Source organism: Rhodococcus sp. P4_B6 (genome assembly GCF_056402215.1).
The window spans coordinates 1-22,075 of sequence record NZ_JBFUHV010000068.1; the positions used below are offsets into that span (position 1 = coordinate 1).

17 protein-coding genes and 1 pseudogene are annotated in these 22,075 nt (G+C 64.6%); 8 read left to right on the top strand and 10 right to left on the bottom strand.

Annotated features, from left to right (window positions below):
* Positions 1–259: 259 nt before the first annotated feature.
* Positions 260–694 carry a nuclear transport factor 2 family protein gene (locus tag AC1DWT_RS27410; RefSeq protein WP_061698572.1) on the top strand — a complete coding sequence of 145 codons (435 nt, stop codon included), beginning with the start codon at positions 260–262 and terminating at the stop codon, positions 692–694.
* 6 nt (positions 695–700) lie between these two features.
* Positions 701–1,456 (top strand): alpha/beta fold hydrolase, encoded by a 756-nt coding sequence (locus AC1DWT_RS27415; RefSeq protein ID WP_063886832.1) that lies wholly within the window; start codon positions 701–703, stop codon positions 1,454–1,456.
* 698 nt (positions 1,457–2,154) lie between these two features.
* Here the strand turns inward: AC1DWT_RS27415 and AC1DWT_RS27420 are convergent.
* The 7 genes from AC1DWT_RS27420 to AC1DWT_RS27450 are packed head-to-tail and all read right to left on the bottom strand — an operon-like array spanning position 2,155 to position 9,969.
* Positions 2,155–3,321 carry a thiolase family protein gene (locus AC1DWT_RS27420; RefSeq protein ID WP_477923009.1) on the bottom strand — a complete coding sequence of 389 codons (1,167 nt, stop codon included), beginning with the start codon at positions 3,319–3,321 and terminating at the stop codon, positions 2,155–2,157.
* The gene (locus AC1DWT_RS27425; RefSeq protein ID WP_477923011.1) at positions 3,318–3,758 is read right to left on the bottom strand and encodes a MaoC family dehydratase; all 441 of its coding nucleotides are present in this window, start codon (positions 3,756–3,758) and stop codon (positions 3,318–3,320) included. The genes AC1DWT_RS27420 and AC1DWT_RS27425 overlap by 4 nt, the downstream gene beginning before the upstream one ends.
* The gene (locus AC1DWT_RS27430) at positions 3,688–4,989 is read right to left on the bottom strand and encodes an MFS transporter (RefSeq protein WP_477923013.1); all 1,302 of its coding nucleotides are present in this window, start codon (positions 4,987–4,989) and stop codon (positions 3,688–3,690) included. Before AC1DWT_RS27430 ends, AC1DWT_RS27425 begins: the two co-directional genes overlap by 71 nt.
* Positions 4,990–5,006: 17 nt before the next feature.
* Complete coding sequence (locus tag AC1DWT_RS27435; protein ID WP_477923014.1) at positions 5,007–6,389, bottom strand: MFS transporter; 1,383 nt, start codon at positions 6,387–6,389, stop codon at positions 5,007–5,009.
* Between the two features lie 18 nt (positions 6,390–6,407).
* Positions 6,408–6,848, bottom strand: coding sequence for a Zn-ribbon domain-containing OB-fold protein (locus AC1DWT_RS27440; RefSeq protein WP_061698566.1), 441 nt, complete (start codon positions 6,846–6,848; stop codon positions 6,408–6,410).
* Positions 6,845–8,008: a thiolase family protein gene (locus tag AC1DWT_RS27445; protein ID WP_061698565.1), complete on the bottom strand. Its 1,164-nt coding sequence runs from the start codon at positions 8,006–8,008 to the stop codon at positions 6,845–6,847. The genes AC1DWT_RS27440 and AC1DWT_RS27445 overlap by 4 nt, the downstream gene beginning before the upstream one ends.
* The gene (locus tag AC1DWT_RS27450; RefSeq protein WP_477923016.1) at positions 8,005–9,969 is read right to left on the bottom strand and encodes an AMP-binding protein; all 1,965 of its coding nucleotides are present in this window, start codon (positions 9,967–9,969) and stop codon (positions 8,005–8,007) included. Before AC1DWT_RS27450 ends, AC1DWT_RS27445 begins: the two co-directional genes overlap by 4 nt.
* A gap of 482 nt (positions 9,970–10,451) precedes the next feature.
* On the opposite strand from AC1DWT_RS27450, the gene AC1DWT_RS27455 reads away from it, so the two are divergent.
* Positions 10,452–11,723, top strand: coding sequence for a PucR family transcriptional regulator (locus AC1DWT_RS27455; RefSeq protein WP_477923017.1), 1,272 nt, complete (start codon positions 10,452–10,454; stop codon positions 11,721–11,723).
* A gap of 255 nt (positions 11,724–11,978) precedes the next feature.
* Here the strand turns inward: AC1DWT_RS27455 and AC1DWT_RS27460 are convergent, their stop codons facing one another.
* Positions 11,979–12,776 (bottom strand): IclR family transcriptional regulator, encoded by a 798-nt coding sequence (locus tag AC1DWT_RS27460; protein ID WP_105423288.1) that lies wholly within the window; start codon positions 12,774–12,776, stop codon positions 11,979–11,981.
* Positions 12,777–12,926: 150 nt separating this feature from the next.
* Here AC1DWT_RS27460 and AC1DWT_RS27465 point away from each other — a divergent pair, with 150 nt between their 5' ends.
* The 5 genes and pseudogenes from AC1DWT_RS27465 to AC1DWT_RS27485 form a co-directional block, all read left to right on the top strand.
* Positions 12,927–13,802, top strand: a complete 876-nt coding sequence (locus tag AC1DWT_RS27465; protein WP_477923019.1) for an isocitrate lyase/PEP mutase family protein — start codon at positions 12,927–12,929, stop codon at positions 13,800–13,802.
* Positions 13,803–13,819: 17 nt separating this feature from the next.
* Positions 13,820–15,064, top strand: coding sequence for a 3-isopropylmalate dehydratase large subunit (locus tag AC1DWT_RS27470; RefSeq protein ID WP_477923045.1), 1,245 nt, complete (start codon positions 13,820–13,822; stop codon positions 15,062–15,064).
* Positions 15,061–15,600 (top strand): 3-isopropylmalate dehydratase small subunit, encoded by a 540-nt coding sequence (locus AC1DWT_RS27475; protein WP_477923021.1) that lies wholly within the window; start codon positions 15,061–15,063, stop codon positions 15,598–15,600. Before AC1DWT_RS27470 ends, AC1DWT_RS27475 begins: the two co-directional genes overlap by 4 nt.
* Positions 15,597–16,946, top strand: a complete 1,350-nt coding sequence (locus tag AC1DWT_RS27480) for an MFS transporter (protein WP_477923023.1) — start codon at positions 15,597–15,599, stop codon at positions 16,944–16,946. The genes AC1DWT_RS27475 and AC1DWT_RS27480 overlap by 4 nt, the downstream gene beginning before the upstream one ends.
* 147 nt (positions 16,947–17,093) lie before the next feature.
* Positions 17,094–17,526: pseudogene (locus AC1DWT_RS27485) on the top strand (MFS transporter); the annotation flags it as partial.
* Between the two features lie 604 nt (positions 17,527–18,130).
* Here the strand turns inward: AC1DWT_RS27485 and AC1DWT_RS27490 are convergent.
* Together AC1DWT_RS27490 and AC1DWT_RS27495 are read right to left on the bottom strand one after the other, a co-directional pair.
* Positions 18,131–19,870 carry a hydantoinase B/oxoprolinase family protein gene (locus tag AC1DWT_RS27490; RefSeq protein WP_477923025.1) on the bottom strand — a complete coding sequence of 580 codons (1,740 nt, stop codon included), beginning with the start codon at positions 19,868–19,870 and terminating at the stop codon, positions 18,131–18,133.
* The gene (locus tag AC1DWT_RS27495; RefSeq protein WP_477923026.1) at positions 19,867–21,993 is read right to left on the bottom strand and encodes a hydantoinase/oxoprolinase family protein; all 2,127 of its coding nucleotides are present in this window, start codon (positions 21,991–21,993) and stop codon (positions 19,867–19,869) included. The genes AC1DWT_RS27490 and AC1DWT_RS27495 overlap by 4 nt, the downstream gene beginning before the upstream one ends.
* Between the last annotated feature and the right edge of the window lie 82 nt (positions 21,994–22,075).

Here is a 22,075-nt window from a genome sequence, read left to right on the forward strand (position 1 = left end):
ATACCCAGTTGTTCCGCGAGCTCGTTCTCCGAGTACATGACTCCAGACTTGAGAACCCCATCCCGGATTGCCTGCTGAATCTGGAGATACGCCCGGCGCGAGAGGGTTGGGGGACGCTCGACTGCCTGAATACCCGCCAGCTTCGACATGCCGCCACCTTACCTGGGTTTTGGTATGTGACGTACTTGTATACTACACACTAGTTGTACTAGCGTGAGACGTGGCTCACTCGGCCACACCTCACGAACGGAGAAGCTCCATGCCACTGTCCGTCGATGACAAGGTCGCCATCGAGACCTTGTCGAACACGCAAATGCGCTATCTCGATCAGCATGCAGTCGATGAATGGGTCGGCTGTTGGGCTGACGATGGCCGATTCATCGCCACCTATGGCACCTTTACCGGGCACGCGGCCATCAAGGAGTTCATCGTCGGTCATATCGCCGCGGGCAAGGAAGACGGTGCACGCCATCTGATGTCGAACTACGTCATCGAAGGTGATGGTGACCGCGCGACGTCCTACTGCGTGGTCCTCAAGGTGCAGGTGGAAAAGGCGCCGCACATCATCGCCTCCGGGGTCTACAACGACGTTCTCGTCAGGACGTCGCAGGGCTGGAAATTCGAGTCCCGCCAACTCGACGTCGACAACGGGGTGTTCGCCGCGGCAGCGGCCATCGCCGCCGAGCAAGGCTGATCGCCGATGAGTGCACTTGCCGCTGAGCGTTGGGGCAATCGTGGCCCGCGCGTTGTACTCGTCCACGGAAGCCTGAACTCTGCTGCCGCGGCATTCGCGGAACAGCAGGTTCTTGCCGACCGCTATCAACTCGTCGCTCCCTATCGGCGCGGATACGCACCAAGTCCGTCGACTGACCGAGTGGACCCAGACCGAGACGCCGTCGACATCGTTGACCTCCTCGCGGAGGGCGCTCACCTCGTTGGAACCTCCATGGGAGGTGTCGTAGCGATGCGCGCGGCTGCCTTGGCCCCCGAGAAAGTCCGATCACTGACCGTGATCGAGCCCCCCGCACTGCCGAACGGGGCTGGCCGCCCTGCGGCCGACAAACTTGCAACAGCAATACGCGAGCATTTTGAAGCAGCCGATCCCACTGACTTGGAGACATTCGCCGCCGGATTTCTCGAAGTTCTCAACGTGAGGATGCAGTTGCCGTCACCACTGCCGCCGCCTCTCGCTGAAGCTATCGGTAACCTCACCACTGAGCGTCCTTGGCTCACCGGGGTTCCAGTCGACGTGCTCGCTACGACGTCATTTCCCAAGCTGATAGTCACTGGCGGTGGCACACCGGGATTCGAGGATGTCGCTGATGCTCTGGCCGAGGTGTTGCATGCCAAGCGAGTCCTATTCGAGGGTAGTCCACATGCTGTCCAGCGGATCGGTGAGCGGTTCAATAACGAATTGATTGCCCACCTGACTGCCGCTGAGAAGGCAGCGGTATAACGCGTGGTGGTCTGTTCGCCGACCCTTGGGAGCAGGCCACCCCGCCGTTGCCACAGCCACGTAGTGCTCGTCGTCTCGGATAAGCAAGATCGTGATCGCGACAGCGAAGAAAGTGATCACGAACAGGCTCAGAAGCCCAGATTCCGGCTGAGGGTCTCGGCGACGCGATCTGCGAGACCGATCGAGGACCGCAGGCCGTCACGCCCTCGCAGTGATCCTGCGGCGTATTGCGTGCGTCCGCTCCTTCGGACCGGATCGGGAGTTCGTCGCTGCGGACAACGCGATAGCACCCGAGGGCATCCTCACGGAAACTCTCACCTTCAGCCCGTATCGCTTCGTCGGAACCCTGGAACTGGATCGCGAACATGCCTTTTCAGCACGGCTACCTAGATGTTCGCCGCCGCGTGCCGGTCGCCGCCCCTTGTCGTGAGGACTCTGGATCGAGTGGTCAAACCGGTCAGCGATAAGGTCGGACGTCGCTCCTCGAAGCACCATCCCTCTGTCGACCGAGTGGGCAATCTCCCGCAGGCGGGCGACTTGGTCCGCGTGGCCCGTTCGAAGAGGTTGGCAGCGCCGCCGGTGTCGCGGCGGCAACTATGCGATGACCATGGTCATAGTTGCCGCCACCGGCTGATCTCGAACCCGTGCACCAGCGGATGTCGGCGTTAATGCTGCGGATGCGATGTCGGCACGACGGGTCAGTGCTCTGGGAGCCGCAGTAAAACGGCTTGCCCCTGGCCGCCGCCCCCGCAGATTGTGGCAACTCCGAATTCCTGTTGCCGCAGTCGCATTTCGGTGGCGAGAGTCATCAGAATTCGGAATCCGGAGGCGGCCAGGGGGTGGCCGAGGGCGATCGCGCCGCCGTTGACGTTGACCCGGTCGAGGTCGATGCCGAGATCGCGGGCGGAGGCGAGGACGACTCCGGCGAAGGCCTCGTTGATTTCCCAGAGCCCGATATCGCCGGTGCTCAGACCGTTCCGGTCGAGTAGGACGCGGGCGGCGGCCGCGGGTTTGAGGTGCAGCGACGGGTCGGGGCCGGCAACGACAACTCGGTCGAGGACCTCGACCAGCGGGTCCAGTCCGAGGGAGTCGGCGACACCAAGGGACATCAGCACTCCGGTCGCGGCGGCGTCGGACATCTGCGAGGCATTTCCTGCGGTGATTGTGCCGCCCTCGGTGAACGCCGGGCGCAAGGTCGCGAGGTTGGTGGCGGTACTGCGGGGGCGGATGCCTTCGTCCGCGTCGAGGATGTCGGTCAACGTGCGGATCTCCTGTTTGAACCGCCCGGACTCGGTGGCCGCGGTCGCCCGGCGGTGACTGGCGCAGGCGAATTCGTCCTGGTCTGCACGGGTGATGCCGTGTTCTCGGTTCGCCTGGTCGGAGATCTCGCCCATGCCGGAATCGGATACCGCGCACCACAGTCCGTCGTTGACGAGCAGATCTACCAGTCCGCCGTGCCCGACCTTCGCTGCTGCCCGCATCTGCACGCCGTGCAGGGTGCGGCTCATCGACTCGAAGCCTCCGACGAGGGCGGTGTCGATCTCGCCGCTCCGGATCATCGAGGCCGCCATTCCGGTCGCGGTCAGCGAGGCCAGGCAGACGTCGTTGATGGTGGTGCCCGGCACGGTGGTGGGAACGCCGCCGCGGATCGCGGCGACCCGGGCGGGGTTCTGCCCGTTGCCGGCCTGGACGACGTTGCCGAGGAAGGTGTGGTCGATGTTGACCTGCCCGTCGAGGGGTTCGAGCGCTGCCTGCACGGCTGCGGCGCCGAGGTCGAGCGCCGACAGGTGCGCGAGTGCGCCGCCGAATTTGCCGACGGGTGTGCGGGCCAGTGAGACCAGGACGGGGAAACGGTCGGGGGTCACTGCGTGGCCTCGCTGTCGAGGTCCATGGTGTAGCACACCGCGGTGCCGTCGAGGACGACGGTGCCGTCGTCGCGGGTGACGGTGGTCTTGAGTTCGGTGATCGGCTTGTCCTCACGTGCCGCGGTGACTTCGACCCGGCCGGTGATGATGTCGCCGGGTCGTACGGGTGCCTTGAACGCCCAGTTCACGTTCAAGAACACCGTGCCCGGCCCGGGGAGGTCCTCGGCGACAACTGCGTTGAGGATGGCGCTGGTGATGCCGCCTTGTACGACGATTTCCCCGAACCGGGAAGCTTCGGCGGCAGCCTGGTCGTAGTGCAGGGGGTTGCGGTCGCCGCTGATCTCGGTGAACAGGGCGATGTCGTTGTCACCGACGGTGCGGGAGAGCTCCGCGGTCTGGCCAACTGTCGGGGTGCGGCGAGTCGAGGTGTTGGGCATGGTGTTCCTCCTTGGAACTGTGTTGGGAGTTGGTAGCGGGGGTGGTGCGGGCACGCAGAGCTGCCATCGCCACGGCGCCGATCAGCGGTCCGGGGGCGAGGAGCAGCAAGGCGTAGCGCCAACCGATGAGGTCGGCGACGACGGGGACGAGTTGGATCGTTACGACGGTGAGCAGGAACCCGATCGCTGTCTGCGCGGTGAGGGCGGTGCCGACGAATCGGGAGTCGGCGGTTTCGCTGAGCGAGGTGGAGAACACCCCGGAGTCGGCGATGACGGCGGCACCCCACACCAGCAGAAACGCGAGGAGCACACCGGTGGGGGCGGTGAAGAACAACGGGGACAGGACACAGCACGCGCCGCTGATCACCAGTGCCGTCACTGCGGCGGGGGAGCGGCCGAACCGGTCCGATGCCCACCCGCCGAGCAGGCAGCCCACAATTCCGGCGAGACCGATCGCGGCGAACGCGATGATGCTGGTGGCGGTGACCGGGCCGGTACCGCGTTGTTCGCGGCCGGCGAGGACGAACATCGACATCCAGGTCCACAAGGCGTAGAGCTCCCACATGTGTCCGAAGTAGCCGATATTCGCCAGCCGGGGTCCGCGTTCGCGGAACATGGTGATCGCGTACCGCGCGCTGGGGGTGATCGGCCGGGTGTCCAAGTGCGGGCCGGACGTGATCAGGAGGACGGCGATGAGGGCACCGATTGCGGTGAGGACGGCCGCGGCCATCATCACCGTCCTCCAGGGCAGCGGGCCGAGTCCGCTGATCAGGTGGGGCAGAGCGGAACCGAGGGTAAGGGCTCCGAGCAGCACCCCGAACGCACGGCCCCGGTCGGTCGATTCCGACCAGGAGGCCATGAGTTTCATGCCCACCGGGTACACACCTGCGAGCAGGACGCCGGTGAGAAATCTCAGCGGGATTGCCGCCGAGAGGTCATTTACGAACAGGGCCAACACCGCGGTGCACACCGCGGCACCGAATGCGCTGGCGGCGAGCAGGTACTGCGGGGTGATCCGGTCGGCAAGGTTGAACAGGGTGGAGGTGACCGCCCCGGCGACGAATCCGATCTGCACCGAGGCGGTCAGCCAGACCGCGGCCGTCGACCCGATGCCCCATTCCGACCGCAGGCTGGGGACCACGGCGGTGGCGGAGAACCAGACACACAACCCGAGCACCTGCACGATGGCGATGAGGGCGCGTTGCTGATTGGTCGACGACGCAGTGATCACGGTGATGACTTTCTATTTCAGGACCGGCTGGTCAGGACATTGCCCGCATCGTGCGCATCCGACTGGCCGGCGGAAGGGAAGTCGGCGGAGCCTGGGTTTCCGCGTCTGCGGTTCCCGCGATGGGTTTCCGGGGAGAAGTACGTGGCGATGATCGTGATCAGGCTCAGCCCCACCATGTAGAGGGCGACCGGCCAGGGGCGGTTGTCGGCGAGGCCGAGCAGCAGCACCGCCAGGACCGGGGACAGTCCACCGGCGAGCAGGGAGGCCACCTGGTAGCCGACTGAGGCTCCGGTGTAACGGAGTTCGGGTTCGAACAGCTCCGACATGAACGCCGCCTGCGGGCCGTACATGAGGTCGTGGAAGACCAATCCGATCACGATCGACGCCCAGATCAGCAGGGAGCTCTTGGTGTCCATGAGCAGGAAGAACGGGAACGCGAACAGCGCCGAGAGGACCGCGCCGATCAGATACACCCGACGGCGACCGTACTCGTCGGACAGGCGACCGAAGAACAGGATGGTGAACATGCTGACCACCGAGGCTGCGAGGACACCGATGAGCGCGACCGAGCGGGGGAGTTCTAGGACGGTGGTGACGTAGGTCAGCGCGAAGACCGTGATGATGTAGAAGATCGCGTTCTGTGACATCTTGATTCCGACGGCGAGGAGGACCTGCTTCCACTGCTTGCGGAACACCTCGACGATCGGGAATTTCGCGATGTGCCCGTCGTCCTTGGCCTTCTGGAAGTCGGGGGTCTCCTCCATCTTCAACCGGATCAGCAGACCGATCGCGATCATCACGGAGGAGGCGAGGAACCCCACGCGCCAACCCCAGGTCATGAACGCCTCGTCGGACAGGGTCAGCGTCAGGCTCATGAAGACCCCGTTGGCCAGCAGCAGTCCGGCAGGGACACCGGCCTGTGGCCATGCGCCGAACAGTCCGCGTCGACTCGGGGGTGCGTGTTCGACCGCGACCAGGACGGCGCCGCCCCATTCGCCGCCGACACCGAATCCCTGCACGATGCGCAGGACGAGCAGCAGGATCGGCGCCCATATCCCGGCGACCGCGAAGGTCGGGAGTACCCCGATGAGGGTGGTGGCGACACCCATGATCATCAGGGAGGACACCAGCATCGCCTTGCGGCCGATGCGGTCACCGAAGTGCCCCATGATGACACCGCCGAGGGGGCGGGCGATGAATCCGGCCGAGTAGGTCAGCAGCGCCAGCAGTGTTCCGGTCAGTGGGGAGTAGGAGGGGAAGAACAGATGCGGGAAGACCAGTGCGGCCGCGGTGCCGTAGAGGTAGAAGTCGTACCACTCGATCGTGGTGCCGATGAAGCTGCCCAGACGCGCCCGCCGTTGCATGTCGGCGCTCGAGGTTTGGGGGGTGGAGGTGGTCATGGCGATGTCCGTCCGTTGTCAGGATCGCGGTAGGGAGTTGTGGGGGTGGAATTGCAGCGGGGGCTGCTCGGATCCAGGGATGTTCGGTGCGAGCTGCACCCGCTGGCCGACGTGCACGGTTGCCGGGTCGCAGTCGATGATGTTGGTCATCATGCGGGGGCCCTCGTCGAGTTCGACCAGGGCCAGGACGTAGGGGGTGTCCTGTTCCCATGCCGGGTGGCCGGGTTTGCTGACCACAGTGAACGTCCAGACGGTGCCGGTGCCGGCGGCTCGGATCCAGTCGAGGTTTTCCGACCAGCAGCTCCGGCACATCCCGGCGGGGTAGTGCTGGCAGCGCCGGCAGTCCTCACACTGTTGGATCCACAGTTCACTGTCGGCGGCGCACTTCCAGTACGGCTCGGTCACGGTCGTGGTCACCGGACCCGGCCGCGGCACCGCACGGGCAACTGTCGTGGTCATGTGTTCGCTCCTCCTAGCACTAGTGCGACTTCCTCGCTCATCGTGGCGCCGTTGCCGGTCACCAACGCCAGCTCGGCGTCGGCGACCTGACGTGGGCCAGCGGCGTGCCGCAGCTGCCGCACCGCTTCGATGATGTGGGTCATGCCGCCTGCGAGATCTGCTTGACCGCAGGCTAATTGGCCACCATTTGTGTTCACCGGGAGCGAGCTGGTCGCGGAGAAGTCGTGCTCGGCGACCCACTGCCCGCCCTCGCCTTTGGTGCAGAGTCCGGCGTCTTCGGCGGTGATGGCGACGACGATGGAGTAGCAGTCGTAGATCGAGAGGAAGTCGAGATCGGACGGTCCTACCTGCGCCATCCGGTAGGCGTCGGCGATGGCCGGTGCCAGCGGGGAGGTGGTCAGGTTCGGTGCCTGGCTCAGGGCGCGGTGGGTGACGCGCTCGCCCGCGCCGAGTAGATACACCGGTGGGTGTGGGTAGTCGGCGGCCCGCTCGGCGGAGGTGACCACCAGGGCGGTGGCGCCGCCGCACGGCATGACCATCTCGAACAGACGCAGCGGTGACATCACCATCGGCGAGGACAACACGTCGTCGACGGTCAACGGCTTGCCGTAGAACACGGCATCCGGGTTGAGTTGGGCGTTCGCGCGTTCCTTGACCGCTACGTTCGCGAGTTGCTCGGGGGTGGTGCCGAACTCTGCCATGTGCTTTTGCGCGATCATCGCGTAGGCCTGATTCGCGCCGCTGGCCCCATAGGGGACGTCGAACTCCCGGATCGGGTTGCGGTTCGGGGACCGGGGCACCCGGTCGGGCTTGCGGGTATTGCCCAGCACGCACAGCACGGTCTCGCACATGCCGGCGTTGATGGCGGCGGCCGCACGCCAGACCATCCCTGCGCCGGCGGCACCGCCCAGGTCGACGACGTCGGCGAATCGTGGTTGCAAGCCGAGGTATTCGGCGATGGTGGCAGGCACGTGTTGCGGGGTCTCGCCGACTTGTGGGCCGCAGATGACGCCGTCGATCGCCGACGGTGTCAGGCCGGCGTCGGCGACCGCGGCCCGGCATACCTGCGCGATAATTTCGAGCGTGGAGACGCCGGGGGTAGTGCGCCGGGCCGGCACCTCGGCAGTACCGATGATCGCCCCGAGCTTGCGTGCGCTCATGAGAGGGTCCTGATCAGATCGAGGGCGGCGGGATCGTCGAGGGAGGACGTGTCACCGGATGGGTTGCCGAGATAGACAGCCCGGATCACCCGGCGCAGGATTTTCCCACTGCGGGTACGGGGAAGGGAGTCGACGATGTGCACCTGCTTGGGGGTCAGAGGCTTTCCAAGTTGCCGTCCGACTTCAGCGGCAATGGTGGCCGGAAGCTCGGCGTGCTCACCCTGCTTGGCTTCGGCGACCCGGGCGAACACCACCAGTGCTTCGCCCTTGATGTCGTCGGGGACGCCGATCGCGGCGGACTCGACGACCTGGTCGACGCCGTTGACGACGGATTCGACCTCCGCCGGGCCCAATCGTTTTCCGGCGATCTTGAGGGTGTCGTCGCTGCGGCCGCGCACGTACCAAATGTCATTGTCATCGACCTCGACCCAGTCGCCGTGGTACCAGGTGCCGTCCCACCGGTTCCAGTAGGTGCTGTAGTAGCGGTCGGGGTTGGCCCAGAAGGTCAGCGGCATCCCCGGGGACGGCTGTCGTAGGGCCAGTTCACCGAGCCCGCGGGCGAGACTGCGGCCGTCGCTGTCGACGATGTCCGCACCCATTCCGGGCAAGGGTCCGGCGAACCCGCAGGGGTGGATGGGTTGTGCGGTGGTGTTCGACAGGATGGCCCCCGACACTTCGGTTCCGCCGCTGTAGTTGATGATCGGGATGTGCCCACCGCCGACCCGGGAGTAGAGCCACTCGTACGCATCCGGGGTCCAGGCCTCACCGCTCGAGGCCAGCACCCGCAACTGGCCGGTGTCGATCGGCACCTCGGGGTGGGTGTCCTTGTCCATCAGCGACCGGATGAGGGTCGGGGAGACTCCCATCATGGTCACGCCGAGTTCGCGGACCATGTTCCAGATGCGGTCGGTGTCCGGCCAGTCCGGGGTGCCGGCATAGAGAGCGACGGCGCTACCGGCGATCAGACCACCGAGCACGATGATCGGACTCATGATCCAGCCCGGATCGGTGATCCAGGTCGACACGTCGCCCGGACCGATATCGAAGCTGAACGCGGCATCGCTACCGGCCTTGACGGCGAACCCGGCGTGACCGAGAACCACACCCTTCGGTGCCCCGGTGGTGCCAGAGGTGAATGCAATGAGCATCGGGTGATCGGTGGGGCACTCGGCGGCGGCGACGGGCTCCTCGGTGGTGCCGGTGCCCAACTCGTCCCAGTGCACCGGTCCGGGCAGATCAACAGGCAGCGTGTGCGCCAGCAATGGGACCACGATTGTGGTGGTCAGAGTCCCGAGGTCGGCGAGGGCGGTGGGCAGATCAGCCGGTATTGCGACCTCACGGCCGCGGCGGTGGAACCCATTGGACATGACGTGGGCCTTCGCGCCGGCGATGCGCAATCGATCGATTACCGCCGCCGTGCCGAAACCGGAGTAGATCGGGACCGAGATCGCCCCGATCTTCGCGCAGGCCAGTTGCGCGACCGCGGCTTCGCGCACCATCGGCAATTGGATGCCGACGGTGTCCCCGAACCCGATACCAGCGTCGATCAATCCCCGCGCAACACGGTCAATCTCGAGGGAAAGCTGGGAGAACGTCCACCGTCCGCTGCTGCCGTCCTCGAGCTCCCAGGACAGCGCGGTGTCGTTGCCTCGTCCGGCTCGGATCCAGCGGTCGACCGCGTTGTCGGTGATGTTCAGCGCCCCGCCGGGAAACCACTTGGTCCTGTGCGGGACGTCGAATTGGTCGAACACACCGGACGGTTCACTCTGCCACTCGAGTTGGAGCCAGTCTGCGACGCAGCCCCAGAACCACCCGGGGTCCTCGTTCGCCGCCGCACCCAGCTCGTCGATATCCGTGCATCCGACGTGCTGGGCGAATGCCAGGATCCGACTGCGATCGAGTTCGAGTTGACCCGGCTGCCACACCAGATCATCAATGTCCGACAAGGGGATAGTGGTCACAACATCTCCTACGTTTATGAGCTGAGTCACATGGGTGATCTGCTGGGGAAGACGTTAGGAGTGACGACCGTGATACGTCGCTACGCAAAAAGGAGAACTTCACCGCCCTGGTTTGCAAAATCGGCAATCCGGCCGAGGTTCTCGGACGGCCGCGGAGGAAGAACGCCTCCCGCCGGCGGACCTGTGGAGGCAATAAGGCACGAAGGGGTCATTTCGATGAGGTTGCCCTGTCCGGCGATCGTCCGCCGAACCTCCAGGTCGAGTCTTTTAACCGGGGTGGCCCCGTCATCTACCGCCTGGGTGGGAGTGCACTTGCATGCACGATTCTTTCCCGGAACACCATCACGGCCGGAATGGGAGGGACAGATGTTCGCGGCGGCAAGACCTCCTTGGCCTCGGTGTGGACCTTGGCGAACACCACGTCCGGGTGTTTGCCTCCCGCCACTGTTTGGCTATGAGACCGACCATGCAAGGATTCTGATATGGCGGAGCAGTCCGGGGACGATGCACGAAGCGACCTTGACGAGGCCGCTTTGCAGCAGATGACCAATGAGCTCATCGACCACCTACATCGCCGGGCCCACCAGATCGGCGAACTAATCGCTCAGCGATACCGAGAAAGCATCGTCGAATACCGTTCTCTTCCTGATGGTTTCATCGATCAAGATGTCGCACCCACGGCGCGCGCGAACCTCGAGGCGATGCTCGCCAGCCTCACCGACGACCATGATGCGGTCTCCGACCAAGACGAGACCGCCGCCCGATACGCGCCGTTCCGCGACAGTGCGGTGCGCCGGTTCCATCAGGGTGTTCCCGTGCAGGCTCTGCTTCACGCCTATCGGCTGTGGGGCCACACCGTGTGGGAGCAGGTTCGTCAAGCCCCACAAATCCGGAACAACCCCGAGCTGGGCCTGGTGGTGGCCGGCAAGATCATGCGCCACGTCGACCTGGTGTCCACCGCGGTCGCCCAGGCGTACCTCGAAGAAGCCTCCGGCGTCATCCGGGACCGCGAAGTCGTCCGGCGTGACCTGCTCGAGGCCCTCATCTCCGGCAACCCCTCACAGGAACGTATCGACCGGCTCTCGCAATACTTCGGACTGCCGACGACTGCTCGATACACCGTGGTCCTCGTGCGCAGTCGGCAACTGTCCCAATCGTCTCCAGAATCGCTCAGAAAGACGCTTGGGACCGTGCGAGACCATCTGCACCCCACCGAAACCGGATTCCTCACGGGCGTCCGTGACGAAGAGGTCGTTGCGATCTATCCCCTCCATCAGGCAAGCAGCCAGCACGAGATGCTCAGGGCGCAGGCGGACGCGCTCGCAGCCGAGCTCCCCCGGTATCTCGTCGGCGTCAGCCGCACGCATACCGGCCTCGCGACCGTTTCGTCTGCCTACAGCGAAGCTCAGGACGCCATCACGTCGACCCAGGTCACCGCCGAAAAGAGGGCGCACTTCTACGCGGACGCCATGCTCGATCACATCGTCGAATCCAGCCCGTTCAAGAGCGTCCTGTACGAAGAAGTCATCGAGCCTCTCGAGCAGTACGACCGGGACCACCGCGCCGACCTGCTCGTGACTCTGCGGGCGTACTGCGCTTCGGGATTCAACCTGTCTGTCACGGCGAAAGCGCTTATCGTGCAACCGAACACGGTGCGATATCGGCTCAAACGTATTCACGAGCTCACTGGTCAGGATCCCTTCGTGTCCAACAACCTCATCCTCTTGGCGCTGGCGCTCCGCGCGGCACCGTAGAGGGCGTCCGGGCCAGGCGGCTCCAGCAGTGCTGAGCTCTACCCGCACCACTCTGTCGGAGTCTCGATCGAACCGGTGGCAGCAGAGCTCGGAGCGGCTCGTGAAGCTCGGGGCCGAGGCGCGGCGACCGGGTTTCGTCGAGATCGGGTCGACCCCGGACCTTTCCTGGCGGACGGCGGTGTAGTCGACGATCACCGTCGTCGGTCGGTCACGCTGGGGCACTGTCTTCGGCGTGGTTCCCGGTAGGTGTCGTTGTCAGTTCTGCTGTGGCAGTGCCTCCGCGACTCTGGTGAGCCGGGCTGCGGCGTCGCGCACTCGTTCGATCTTCTCGGTGAGAGCAGCACCTTCGAACGCCTCGACGCGCCCGCCGATGCTTATGGATGCCACGACGGATCCGCTGCGGCCGAGGATCGGCGCGGCCACCGCGGCGACGCCGGGCAGGTAGTCGGAGTTGCTGATCGAGTATCCGGCCTCCTTCACTGCATCGAGGTGTTCGGCCAGTTCGGCCGTGTCGGTCAGTGTCCGGTCGGTGAACGATGGAAGACCGTCTCGGATCCATCTCTGCCGCAGTTCTTTCGAGTGGGCAAGCATGACTATTGGACCGGCGGCGGCATGGTAGGGCATCACCGATCCGATGTTGATCCCGGCGACGACAAGTGGGTTGTTTCCTTCGAGCCGGTCGATGCATACTGCGCCCTCTTCGGCCGGAACCATCAAATACGCGGTGTCGCCGAATGTGTCGGCAAGGTCGACCATGAACGGTCTTGCCGCAGTGCGAATATCGAGCTGGACGAGTGCGGCGGAGCCGATCTCGAACATTGGCATCGCGACGCGATACGAGCCCTCGGCGGTGCGATCGATCCAACCCGCGTGAATGAGGGTCGTCATGAGGCGATGCACTGTGGTCTTGTTCATGCCGCTTGCCGACGTGAGGTCGTTGAGGGTCCAGGTCGGTCGAGCTGCGTCGAAATGCTCGAGCAGGCTGCAAGCCTTCAGGACGGCTCCGACGATGTCGCGGCCGGCTTGGGGTTCGGACTCGATGGGCGCAGCCACTGGTTCTCACTTCCGTTTCGACGCGTGATCGGTCTCGTCATCATACGAACAGGGATCAGGGGGGCCTGTGTTGACATGTGACGCCTACCACTCTAGCGTCGATTTGACGAAATGCGGAATGCATTCCGCAATGCGAAACGGATGGTGGACATGACGGTAACTACCCCAACTCTCAAAGAACTCACATCACGCGGGCTCGTCTACGCGCCCGGTGTATGGGACGGCCTGACCGCGCGGCTCGCCGAACAGGCCGGATTCAGCGCTCTGTGCGCGTCGGGCTTCGCCGTGTCCGCAGCCCTCGGCCTGCCGGACGCCGAGCTGTACACGATGACGGAGAACCTTCAGGCCGTCCGCACTATTCGCGAGTCGTCCAAGCTCCCGCTGGTAGCGGATATCGACACTGGGTATGGCAACGCCGTCAATGCTGCACGGACCGCCGCGAAGTTCGTCGACGCAGGGGCGCAGGGGCTGTTTATCGAGGATCAGGTCTCGCCAAAATCGTGCCCGATCTGCGTCGGCGAGCCCGTCGAGCTCGTTGACGTCGCCGAAGCGACCGGCAAGATCCGCGCAGTTCGTGATTCGATTCCGGATCACGTGCTGGTGATCGCCCGCACGGATTCACGGGGCGACGACGCCATCAGTCGGGCCCAGGCGTACGTGAATGCAGGAGCGGACATGATCATGCCTGTCACCAAGACCTTCGAGACCGTCGAGGAGTGGGAGCGGTGCCACGACGAGGTCGGTGTCCCACTGATGGCGACCCTGACCGCGTCGACATGGACTGAACGAGACTTCACCCCGGAGGTGCTCGATCGGATCGGCGTGCGTCTCGCCCTTCTCCCGACACAGGTGCTGATGGCCGTCACCGGGGCCGCCCAGGAGACACTGCGACGGCTCGCTCGAGGAGAGGCACCGACTTCCGTAAGCGCCGATGCGCTCTCGCATCACGAGTTCGTCGATCTGATCGGATTTCCCGAAGTCGAAGCCATGCAACGCAAGTACCTTCCTGCAGAATCGAAGCGGTGATCGCCTTGGGTTACACGATGGTAGAGAAGATCCTGGGCCGCACCTGCGAGAGTGGAACGGTACGTGCCGGCGAGAATCACGCGGTTCGCCCGGCGCGCATGATCGCGTATGACTTCCCGGGTTACACCGACGTCATGTTCCGCCAGATGCGCGAGGACTTCGGCATCACCGAGCTGTCCGACCCCAGTCGCTACGTCGTGTTCATCGATCACATGTTGACGAAGAACAACGACAAGGAGGCCGAAGTCCATAAGGTGACGCGTGACTGGTGTGAGTTCTACGGCATCGAACTGCACGAGGGTCGCGGGATTGGACACCAACTTACAGCCGAGCTCGGTTTGGCGATTCCAGGCGACTTCCTCGTGCACTTCGACGGGCACATCAGCGGTGTCGGAGCGTTCGGCGCTCTCGGCTGGGGAATCCGACGTGACCTTATCGAGGCGTGGGTGACCGGCAAGCTGTACGTCGACATTCCGGCGACGACGCGATTCGACCTCGTCGGCGGGTTCTCGCCCGGCGTCGACAGTCGCGATCTCGTGCACACGATCATCGATCTGGTGGGTGCAGACGGTTGTGCGCATCAAGTTATGGAATTCGGCGGTCCCGGCGCGCGATCGATGAAGATCGATCATCGTCAGGGACTGTGTGGGATGGCGATGTTCACCGGCGCCGTGTCGGCGGTGTTCGAGCCCGACGAGACCTCGCTCGCCTACGCGAACGAAGTTGCCCGCGAGTCGTTCGAGCCCGTGTATCCCGATTCGGATGCCACCTACGCGGCCCGCCACACTATCGATCTCGCGTCCGTGGTGCCCCGTGTGGTTCAACCCGGCTCGGCGCGCGCGGCGAACACGAAAACCGCAAAGGAAATGTCTGGTACACCGATCACGAAGGCGTTCATCGGATCCTGCGCGAGCGGGCGGATCGAGGACCTGCGGGCCGCGGCTCTCGTTCTCGACGGACGGACGGTGGCTCCCGGCGTGGAATTGAACGTCGTACCCACATCCCAGAAGGTGCACGAACAGGCGGAGAACGAGGGCATTCTCGACGTGCTGCGTGCCGCTGGAGCCACCATCGCCGTGTCGAGCTGCGACTTCTGCTTCGGCTACCAGAAACCACTGCAGGCGGGGGAGAACTGCATCTCCACTGGCGTGCTGAACATTTCGGGAAGGATGGGAAGCTCGGACGCCAACATCTACATGGGATCGCCGTACACGGTGGCAGCAAGCGCTCTCGCCGGCGCGATACAGGAGTCCGTCCAATGAGCGCCTACCCCCCACCCCCGGACATCATCGACGGCAAAGTTGCCTGGATCTTCGGTGACGACTTCGACATCGATCTCGTCGTGGGAGTGTCCAACATCAAGTCATACGATCCCGACCATCTTCGGTCGGTCTGCATGACGGCCTACGACCTGGGGTTCGTCGAGCGAGTACGGCAGGGCGACATCATCGTCGGTGGCCGTAACTTCGGATATGGCCACCCCCACTACCCACCGATGGTCGCGCTCCGTAACGCCGGAATCGCGGCGATCGTCGCCGAGTCGTTCTCGCCCGGCTTCTGGCGAGGTGAGACGTTCAACGGAATGCCGCTCATCACCGTTCCTGGCATCTCCACGGCCGTGGCGACCGGTGATGCCGTGACCCTGGACTGGCGTACCGCCACCCTACGTACCGCGGACGGTGCCGAACTCGTCGGCACTGCCCCCAACGCTCGGACCGTCCAGGTCATCGAAGCGGGCGGCTCGTACGAACTTCTGATGGCAGAACATTCCCTCCCACAGCAAGGACAGGCGCGATGACGAAGGTGGACCATCCCCCCGCTCGCTCAGGGCACGGCGAGGCCGGCGCAGATACGGTCGGCTCGTCGCGGGCGTCGAGCTCCAACGCGCGGCGCGCTGCGATCGCAGGCGGCGTCGGCACCCTGATCGAGTACTACGACTTTGCGGTCTACGGCTTTCTCGCCGTCGTGATCGCGCCGCTGTTCTTCCCCTCAACCAGCCCCGGCGTCTCGATTCTGGCGACGCTCGCCGTCTTCGGTGTCGCCTACGTCGCCCGACCCCTCGGTGGAATCTTCTTCGGCCGCCTCGGTGACCGTCGCGGGCGCAGATCCGCTCTCGTCATCACCGTCGTCTGTATGGGTCTCGCCTGCGGGATCCTCGGACTGCTGCCGACACACTCGTCGGTGGGGTTCCTGGCGCCCATCCTCTTGGTGATCATTCGGCTGGCACAGGGATTCTCGGCAGGCGGCGAGATCGGCGGAGCGGCAACGTACATCGCGGAGTCCGCGCCGGCGAGCCGTCGTGGATTCTTCGGCTCGTTCACCCCGATCGGCTCGACTCTCGGGTTCGCCGTCGCAGCCGCAGTAGTTGGTCTCGTCGCGCTCGGTACCACCGACGAGCAGATGTCCTCATGGGGGTGGCGTATCCCGTTCCTGCTTGCGTTGCCGCTCGCAACGATCTGTCTCCGCGTTCGGCTGAAGCTGGAAGACAGTCCCGAGTTCGAAGAAATGGCCGAGAAGAACCAGGTCACCAAGAGTCCACTTTCCGACGTCGTCAAGAAGAACCCGCTGTCGGTCCTGCGCGTCGTCGGTATCGCGATCGCGATGAACGGCTCCGGCTATATCGGTCTCACGTACTTCAGCGTGTACCTGATCAAGGATCTCGGGTTTTCGAAAGATGCGGTGTACTGGACGTCTGCGATTAGTATCGCGTTGGCATGTGCGACGTTCCCACTCAGTGGAATGCTGACCGACCGGTTTGGACGTAAGCCGGTTCTCCTCGGCGGCTACCTTGCGTACATCGTCATCGCACTGCCGGCGTTCATGGTTCTGGGCGCCACGGCGAGCATCGTCGTGGTCGGAGCCGTGTACTTCCTATACATGGTGCTCAACGGAGTGGTGCAGGTACCGGCATTCCCGTTGTTCACGGAACTCTTCCCGCGGTCGGTTCGGTACACCGGCGTGTCCCTCGGCTTCAACATAGGCACCATCGCCGCAGGCGGCACCGCGCCCTATGTTGCAGCCCAGCTCGTCGAGTCGACCGGAAACAGCATGTCCCCTGCATATTGGGTGATGGGAGTCTCCGCAATCGGCGTCGCCACCGTGCTGACGATCCGCGAAACAGGGAAGTCCTCGCTCCCCGTTTGATAGCCCGATATGGGCCGCGGCGTCGGCTCGGGCGATACATCAGTCCAACTCGCGTCGTTGGGAGACCGGCACGGATATCGACGAACTAGTCGTGTAGCAGAGGTCCCGGCGCAGGGTGGCACGACTCGCATGCCCTACCCAACAACAATGTTGGGTAGGGGGGTGTATGGCGGGGTGAATGACGAGGCAAGAGCCGACGATCGAATCGAAGGCCGAGACCTCCAGGTGATCGGTGTCCTGTTGGTGGCCAGCTTCGTGGTGATCCTCAACGAGACGGTAATGAGCATCGCCATCCCGGTCCTCCAGGTCGACTTGGGCGTACATCCCAGCGTGGGGCAGTGGCTGACGACCATATTCATGCTCACGATGGCGGTGATCATCCCGCTCACCGGCTATCTCATCCAGCGCATCCCCACGCGCACCTTGTTCGTGCTCGCCATGTCGCTGTTCACGGCGGGAACGCTGATCGCGTTCCCCGCACCAGGCTTCGGTGTGCTGGTTCGCCCGCATCGTGCAGGCATCCGGGACAGCCCTCATGCTGCCGCTGCTGATGACGACGACGACGATCATGACGCTGGTGCGACAACGTTGGCGTCAATCGACGCAATGACTCCTGTGTGGATGAATCCGAGGGCGTCGATCGTCTCCGCGGTGTGCGTATCGGAACCGGTCGCGGAGAATAGACAAACTAATCGTCACCCGAGATCCGATGAAGCACGGCAGCCGACGGACTTCGACGATCTTCGCGGCTTCGAGGACGCCGACCAGATGACCCACCGACCCGCGTTCGTGCCGCCACAGACCCCGCCCCTTGTCCTCGTCGGGGCGCAGACGTACGGGCGGAAGCGAACGTCCCCTCTCTGTGGACTCGGCGGGATTGGTTGTGCCTGCTCGCGTTCCGGCCTGGTTAGCCGCTGTTCCGCCTGCGCCTGACCGCGGGCAACCTCGCCGAGCCGGTCTATCACCACCGCAAGAACCACGCGCGCTACTCCGACGTCCAGGTCGGGCCTGCGACCGCATCATCTGGATAGCCCCGCCCGGCCGCGTCGCCGGATGCCTGATCGATCCCGACCCCGCGTCCACCGTGCTTGTCGATCTCTAGGACGGGCCTGGCTGAAGGCGAGGTATCACGGGGGCGGTGTCCGTGCCGTAACGCGACGACACCACAACACGGACACCGTACTTCACCGGGTGCGGCTCGTTCGTTCGGAGCGGGTTTCGTCGACGAGCACCGCAGTCCTCGCGTCGTCGAGTACGACTCCGTAGTCGCGAAGTGCCCCGTCGGGCGTGATCTTGCCGTCGAGGACGTCGTCGAGGACGAGTTGCAGATCGCGGGTAAGCGGGTCACCGTAACCACCACCGCCCGCTGTGACCTGTCGGTGCCGGTCGCCGGCACCGACAGCGCGGTGTGGCTTGGACGGAAGCAGTTCCTCGTTACTCGCGCCGAGGTTGAGGACGTTCGCCGACGAGGCGCCGCTACCTCCGCCGTTCAGTCCGTAGGGCTGGGAGGTGCGCCGGTCGGACCGGATCTGAATGGTGGTGTTGTCGTAGAGCAGTGTCATGTCTCGGTAGGTCGACAGCCCTCCGCGGAACTGTCCGGCGCCACCGGTGTCGGGCAGGTAGCCGTATCCGTCGATTCGAAGGTGTCCGGACTGTTCGAGCTCTTCGATCGGTGTGTTGGCCAGGTTGGCGCCCAGGGGGCTGATTGCGTCGTTTCCGTCGCCGGTGGGGGTGGCGCCCCAGGAGCCACAGAGGATGTCCCAGAGGACGATCGAGGTTCCGTTTGGTTCGGTGACGCCGACCGCGACGGAGTTTGGGCCACCGTCACCCGCTGCGGGGACCCGGTCGGGGAAGGCGGACGCGAGCGCTCCGAGGACGGTGTCGATGATGCGGTAGGCGACCAGTCCGCGGGCACCGCGCGCGGCCGGGCGTCGCCCGTTGAGAATCGAGGCGTCGGGGATGATGAAGGTGAACGGGCGGTAGAAGCCGCTGTTGGCAGGGATGTCCGATCCCAGTGCGCCTTGTAGTGAGGCGTAGGACGCCGAGCGGGTGAAGGATGCTGTCGCGTTGAGTGCCGAGGCCACCTGCGGGGAGGACCCGGTGAAGTCGAAGGTGATGTCGCTGTCGGCGATGGTGATCTTGACCCTGAACGGGATCGGGCCGGATCCGAGGCCGTCGTCGTCGATCGCGTCCTCGAATGTGTACTCGCCGTTGGGTGCGTCGTCGAGCGCTTTTCGGACCAGCAGTTCGGAGTAGTCGAGTAGTTCGTCGGCGAGGTGATCGAATTCTTCGATTCCGTATCGGGTGACTAGCTCGCGGATGCCTTTGCTGCCGGCGTGGCAGGCGGCCAGCTGTGACTCGAGGTCGCCGCGCAGCATTTCCGGTTCGCGCACGTTGCGGAGGATGAGGTCGTAGAAGGTCTGGTTGGTTACCGATGCGTCGACGAGTCGGGACGGCGGAATCTGGATGCCTTCGGCGAAGATGTTTGTCGATTGCACGGCCATGGAGCCGGCGGCCCATCCGCCGACGTCGGCGTGGTTTACGACGGTGACGGCGAACCCGACTAGCTGCCCGATGGGGGAGTCGGTGAAGATCGGGGCGATCGCGAAGATGTCGGGCAGGTGCATGCCGCCGCGGTCGGGGTCGTTGAGGAGGTAGATGTCGCCTTCTTGGAATGTATCGGCGAATTCGGTGAACACCGCTTCCATGGCGTCTGGAATGGAACCGAGATGCACGGGACAGGTGTTGGCCTGAGCGATGATTCGTCCGCGAGCGTCGCAGAGTGCGGCGGAGAAGTCCATGCTGGATGCGACGATTTGTGAGTGCGCGGTGCGAAGGATCGTGATGGCCATTTCGTCGGCGAGGCCGGACACAGCGTTGCGGAAGACTTCAAAGGTGGCTGCGTCGCGGATCGTGGGGCTCATTTCGTTACCTCGTCGTGGGTCGATGTCCAGGTGATGATGATGTTGTGGAACTTGTCCAGGTGTGCGGTGGCGCCGGGTGGGACCAGCACGGTCGAGTCCATGTCCTCGATGATTAGGGGGCCGAGACGGGGTTGATCCGTCAGGTGGAAGCGTGAGATCACCGGGGTGCCGACGTCTTCGGCGAAGCGGCACACTCGCGAGGACTCCTCGAACGCGGGAATGCTGTCCGAGGCGAGGGCCTGGTCGATGGTGACCGGGTTCGGAACGAATCCCCGTACACGGACGTTGACAATCTCGGTCATCTCGTCGGTGCCGGAACGGCCGTAGGTCTTGTGGTGCTCGGCGTGGAAGCGACCGTATGCCTCGCGGATCAGATCTTCGTCGACTGGTCCGTCGGGTAAAGGGATTCGCAGATCGAAGCGCTGCCCGTGGTAGCGCATGTCGAGGATGCGCTCGATCTGAACGGTGTCGGTGTCGATGGTCGTGTTGGTGAGTTTGCCCGTCACGTGCTCGACGAGGTCGTCGAAGGCCCGGCCCAGTTCGCTGGGCTCGGCGTGTTCGGCGCGGTACGGGGCAACGAGCTGGTACTCGGTGTCTGCAACCAACAGTCCGAGGCTGCTGAACAGGCCGGTGTGAAGCGGCACGATGACGGTGCCGATCCCGAGTTCGCGGGCGAGGGATGCGCCGTAGAGGGGCCCTGCGCCGCCGAACGCGACCATGACCGAATCCCGTGGGTCACGGCCACGCTCGCTGGTGACCGCTTTGACGGCCTTCGTCATGCTTGAAATCGCCACGTCGTAGGCGCCGCGGGCGGCGGCCCGAGGCTCGCGGCCCAGCGGGTGTGCGATGGTCTGGAGAACCTTGTCTGCGAGTTCGGGCTGGATGTGCACGCGACCGCCGGCAATCGCGTGGGGGTTGAGGTATCCGAGAACGACGTTCGCGTCGGTCAGGGTGGGTTGGTTGCCGCCCTCGCCGTAGCAGGCCGGTCCGGGGCGGGATCCGGCGCTTTCCGGGCCGACATGCAGGGCGCCGGCGTTGTCGACGGAGACGATACTGCCGCCGCCGGCACCGACTTCGGCGATGTCGATCGACGGGACTCGGACTGCGTATCCGGCGCCCTTACCCAAACCGCGGCTGATGTTCATTCCTCCGCCGACCTCGTAGTCGTTGGCGACGAACGGCTGGCCGTTCTCGACTAGTGACGCCTTGGCGGTGGTCCCGCCCATGTCGAAGGCGACGACATTGTCGAGTTCGAGGAGTTGGGCGAGCTTCTGCACCGCGATGACTCCGGCGGCGGGGCCGGATTCGATGATCTGTGCCGGACGCTCGACCACTGAGCTTGCGTCGAGGAGGCCGCCTGAGGATTGCATGATCGAGAACGGGGCGATCATGCCCTGCTTGTGCAGATTGTGGCCAAGTTCGGTTACATAGTCGTGGACGATGGGGCCGACGTAGGAGTTGACGACGGCGGTGCTGCTGCGTTCGAACTCCTGCATTTCCGGGGAGATGTCGACCGATGCGGTGACGTACACGTCGGGAAGCAGGTCGCGGAGCTGGTCGGCGACGTTGCGTTCTTGCTCAGGGACGACGTGGGAGTTGAGTAGGCACACTGCGACCGCTTCGATCCCGTCTGAGCGGAGCTGTTCGGCGAGTGTTGCGACCTCCTGCGGGTCTACTGGTCGTTCGATGTGACCGTCGGCGAAGATGCGCTGGTCGAGTTCGTACCGGTGCCGACGCCGCGCCAGTGGTGTGGGCTTCTTCCAGGACAGGTCGTAGAGCAATGGCCGCCGCAGCCGACCGATCTCGAGTACGTCGCGGAAGCCCTTGGTGGTGACCAGCGCGGTGCGTGAGCCGCGCATCTCCAGGATGGCGTTGGTGGCGACGGTCGTGGCGTGCAACACGGCAGCGACCTGGGTCGTGTCGACTCCGGCCTCTGCTAGCGCGGCAGTGGCGCCGGTGATGACTCCGGTGCCGAAGTCGGGAGGCGTCGAGAGCACCTTCATCGGCACGATGCGAGCTTCGGGGCCGAGCGCGAGGACATCGGTGAAGGTGCCACCGATGTCTGCGGCCACCAGCCATTGCCCATCTGAGGTCGGGGTTTGGGTGTTGTGGTGCGAAGCCATGTCTCTCCTGGAGTGGATGGTTTTCTGAGGAAGGGCGGGGGCAGCAGGTCGGGGCCGGGCCGCCGGTTGTGTGCCGCGTCAC

What these genes read in the sequence shown, in the direction of transcription:
- AC1DWT_RS27465 (WP_477923019.1), top strand. Translation starts at nt 12,927, where the DNA reads ATGACGGTAACTACCCCAACTCTCAAAGAACTCACATCACGCGGGCTC.
- AC1DWT_RS27435 (WP_477923014.1), bottom strand. Translation starts at nt 6,389, where the DNA reads ATGACCACCTCCACCCCCCAAACCTCGAGCGCCGACATGCAACGGCGG.
- AC1DWT_RS27480 (WP_477923023.1), top strand. Translation starts at nt 15,597, where the DNA reads ATGACGAAGGTGGACCATCCCCCCGCTCGCTCAGGGCACGGCGAGGCC.
- AC1DWT_RS27410 (WP_061698572.1), top strand. Translation starts at nt 260, where the DNA reads ATGCCACTGTCCGTCGATGACAAGGTCGCCATCGAGACCTTGTCGAAC.
- AC1DWT_RS27440 (WP_061698566.1), bottom strand. Translation starts at nt 6,848, where the DNA reads ATGACCACGACAGTTGCCCGTGCGGTGCCGCGGCCGGGTCCGGTGACC.
- AC1DWT_RS27470 (WP_477923045.1), top strand. Translation starts at nt 13,820, where the DNA reads ATGGTAGAGAAGATCCTGGGCCGCACCTGCGAGAGTGGAACGGTACGT.
- AC1DWT_RS27455 (WP_477923017.1), top strand. Translation starts at nt 10,452, where the DNA reads ATGGCGGAGCAGTCCGGGGACGATGCACGAAGCGACCTTGACGAGGCC.
- AC1DWT_RS27415 (WP_063886832.1), top strand. Translation starts at nt 701, where the DNA reads ATGAGTGCACTTGCCGCTGAGCGTTGGGGCAATCGTGGCCCGCGCGTT.
- AC1DWT_RS27425 (WP_477923011.1), bottom strand. Translation starts at nt 3,758, where the DNA reads ATGCCCAACACCTCGACTCGCCGCACCCCGACAGTTGGCCAGACCGCG.
- AC1DWT_RS27495 (WP_477923026.1), bottom strand. Translation starts at nt 21,993, where the DNA reads ATGGCTTCGCACCACAACACCCAAACCCCGACCTCAGATGGGCAATGG.
- AC1DWT_RS27490 (WP_477923025.1), bottom strand. Translation starts at nt 19,870, where the DNA reads ATGAGCCCCACGATCCGCGACGCAGCCACCTTTGAAGTCTTCCGCAAC.
- AC1DWT_RS27445 (WP_061698565.1), bottom strand. Translation starts at nt 8,008, where the DNA reads ATGAGCGCACGCAAGCTCGGGGCGATCATCGGTACTGCCGAGGTGCCG.
- AC1DWT_RS27475 (WP_477923021.1), top strand. Translation starts at nt 15,061, where the DNA reads ATGAGCGCCTACCCCCCACCCCCGGACATCATCGACGGCAAAGTTGCC.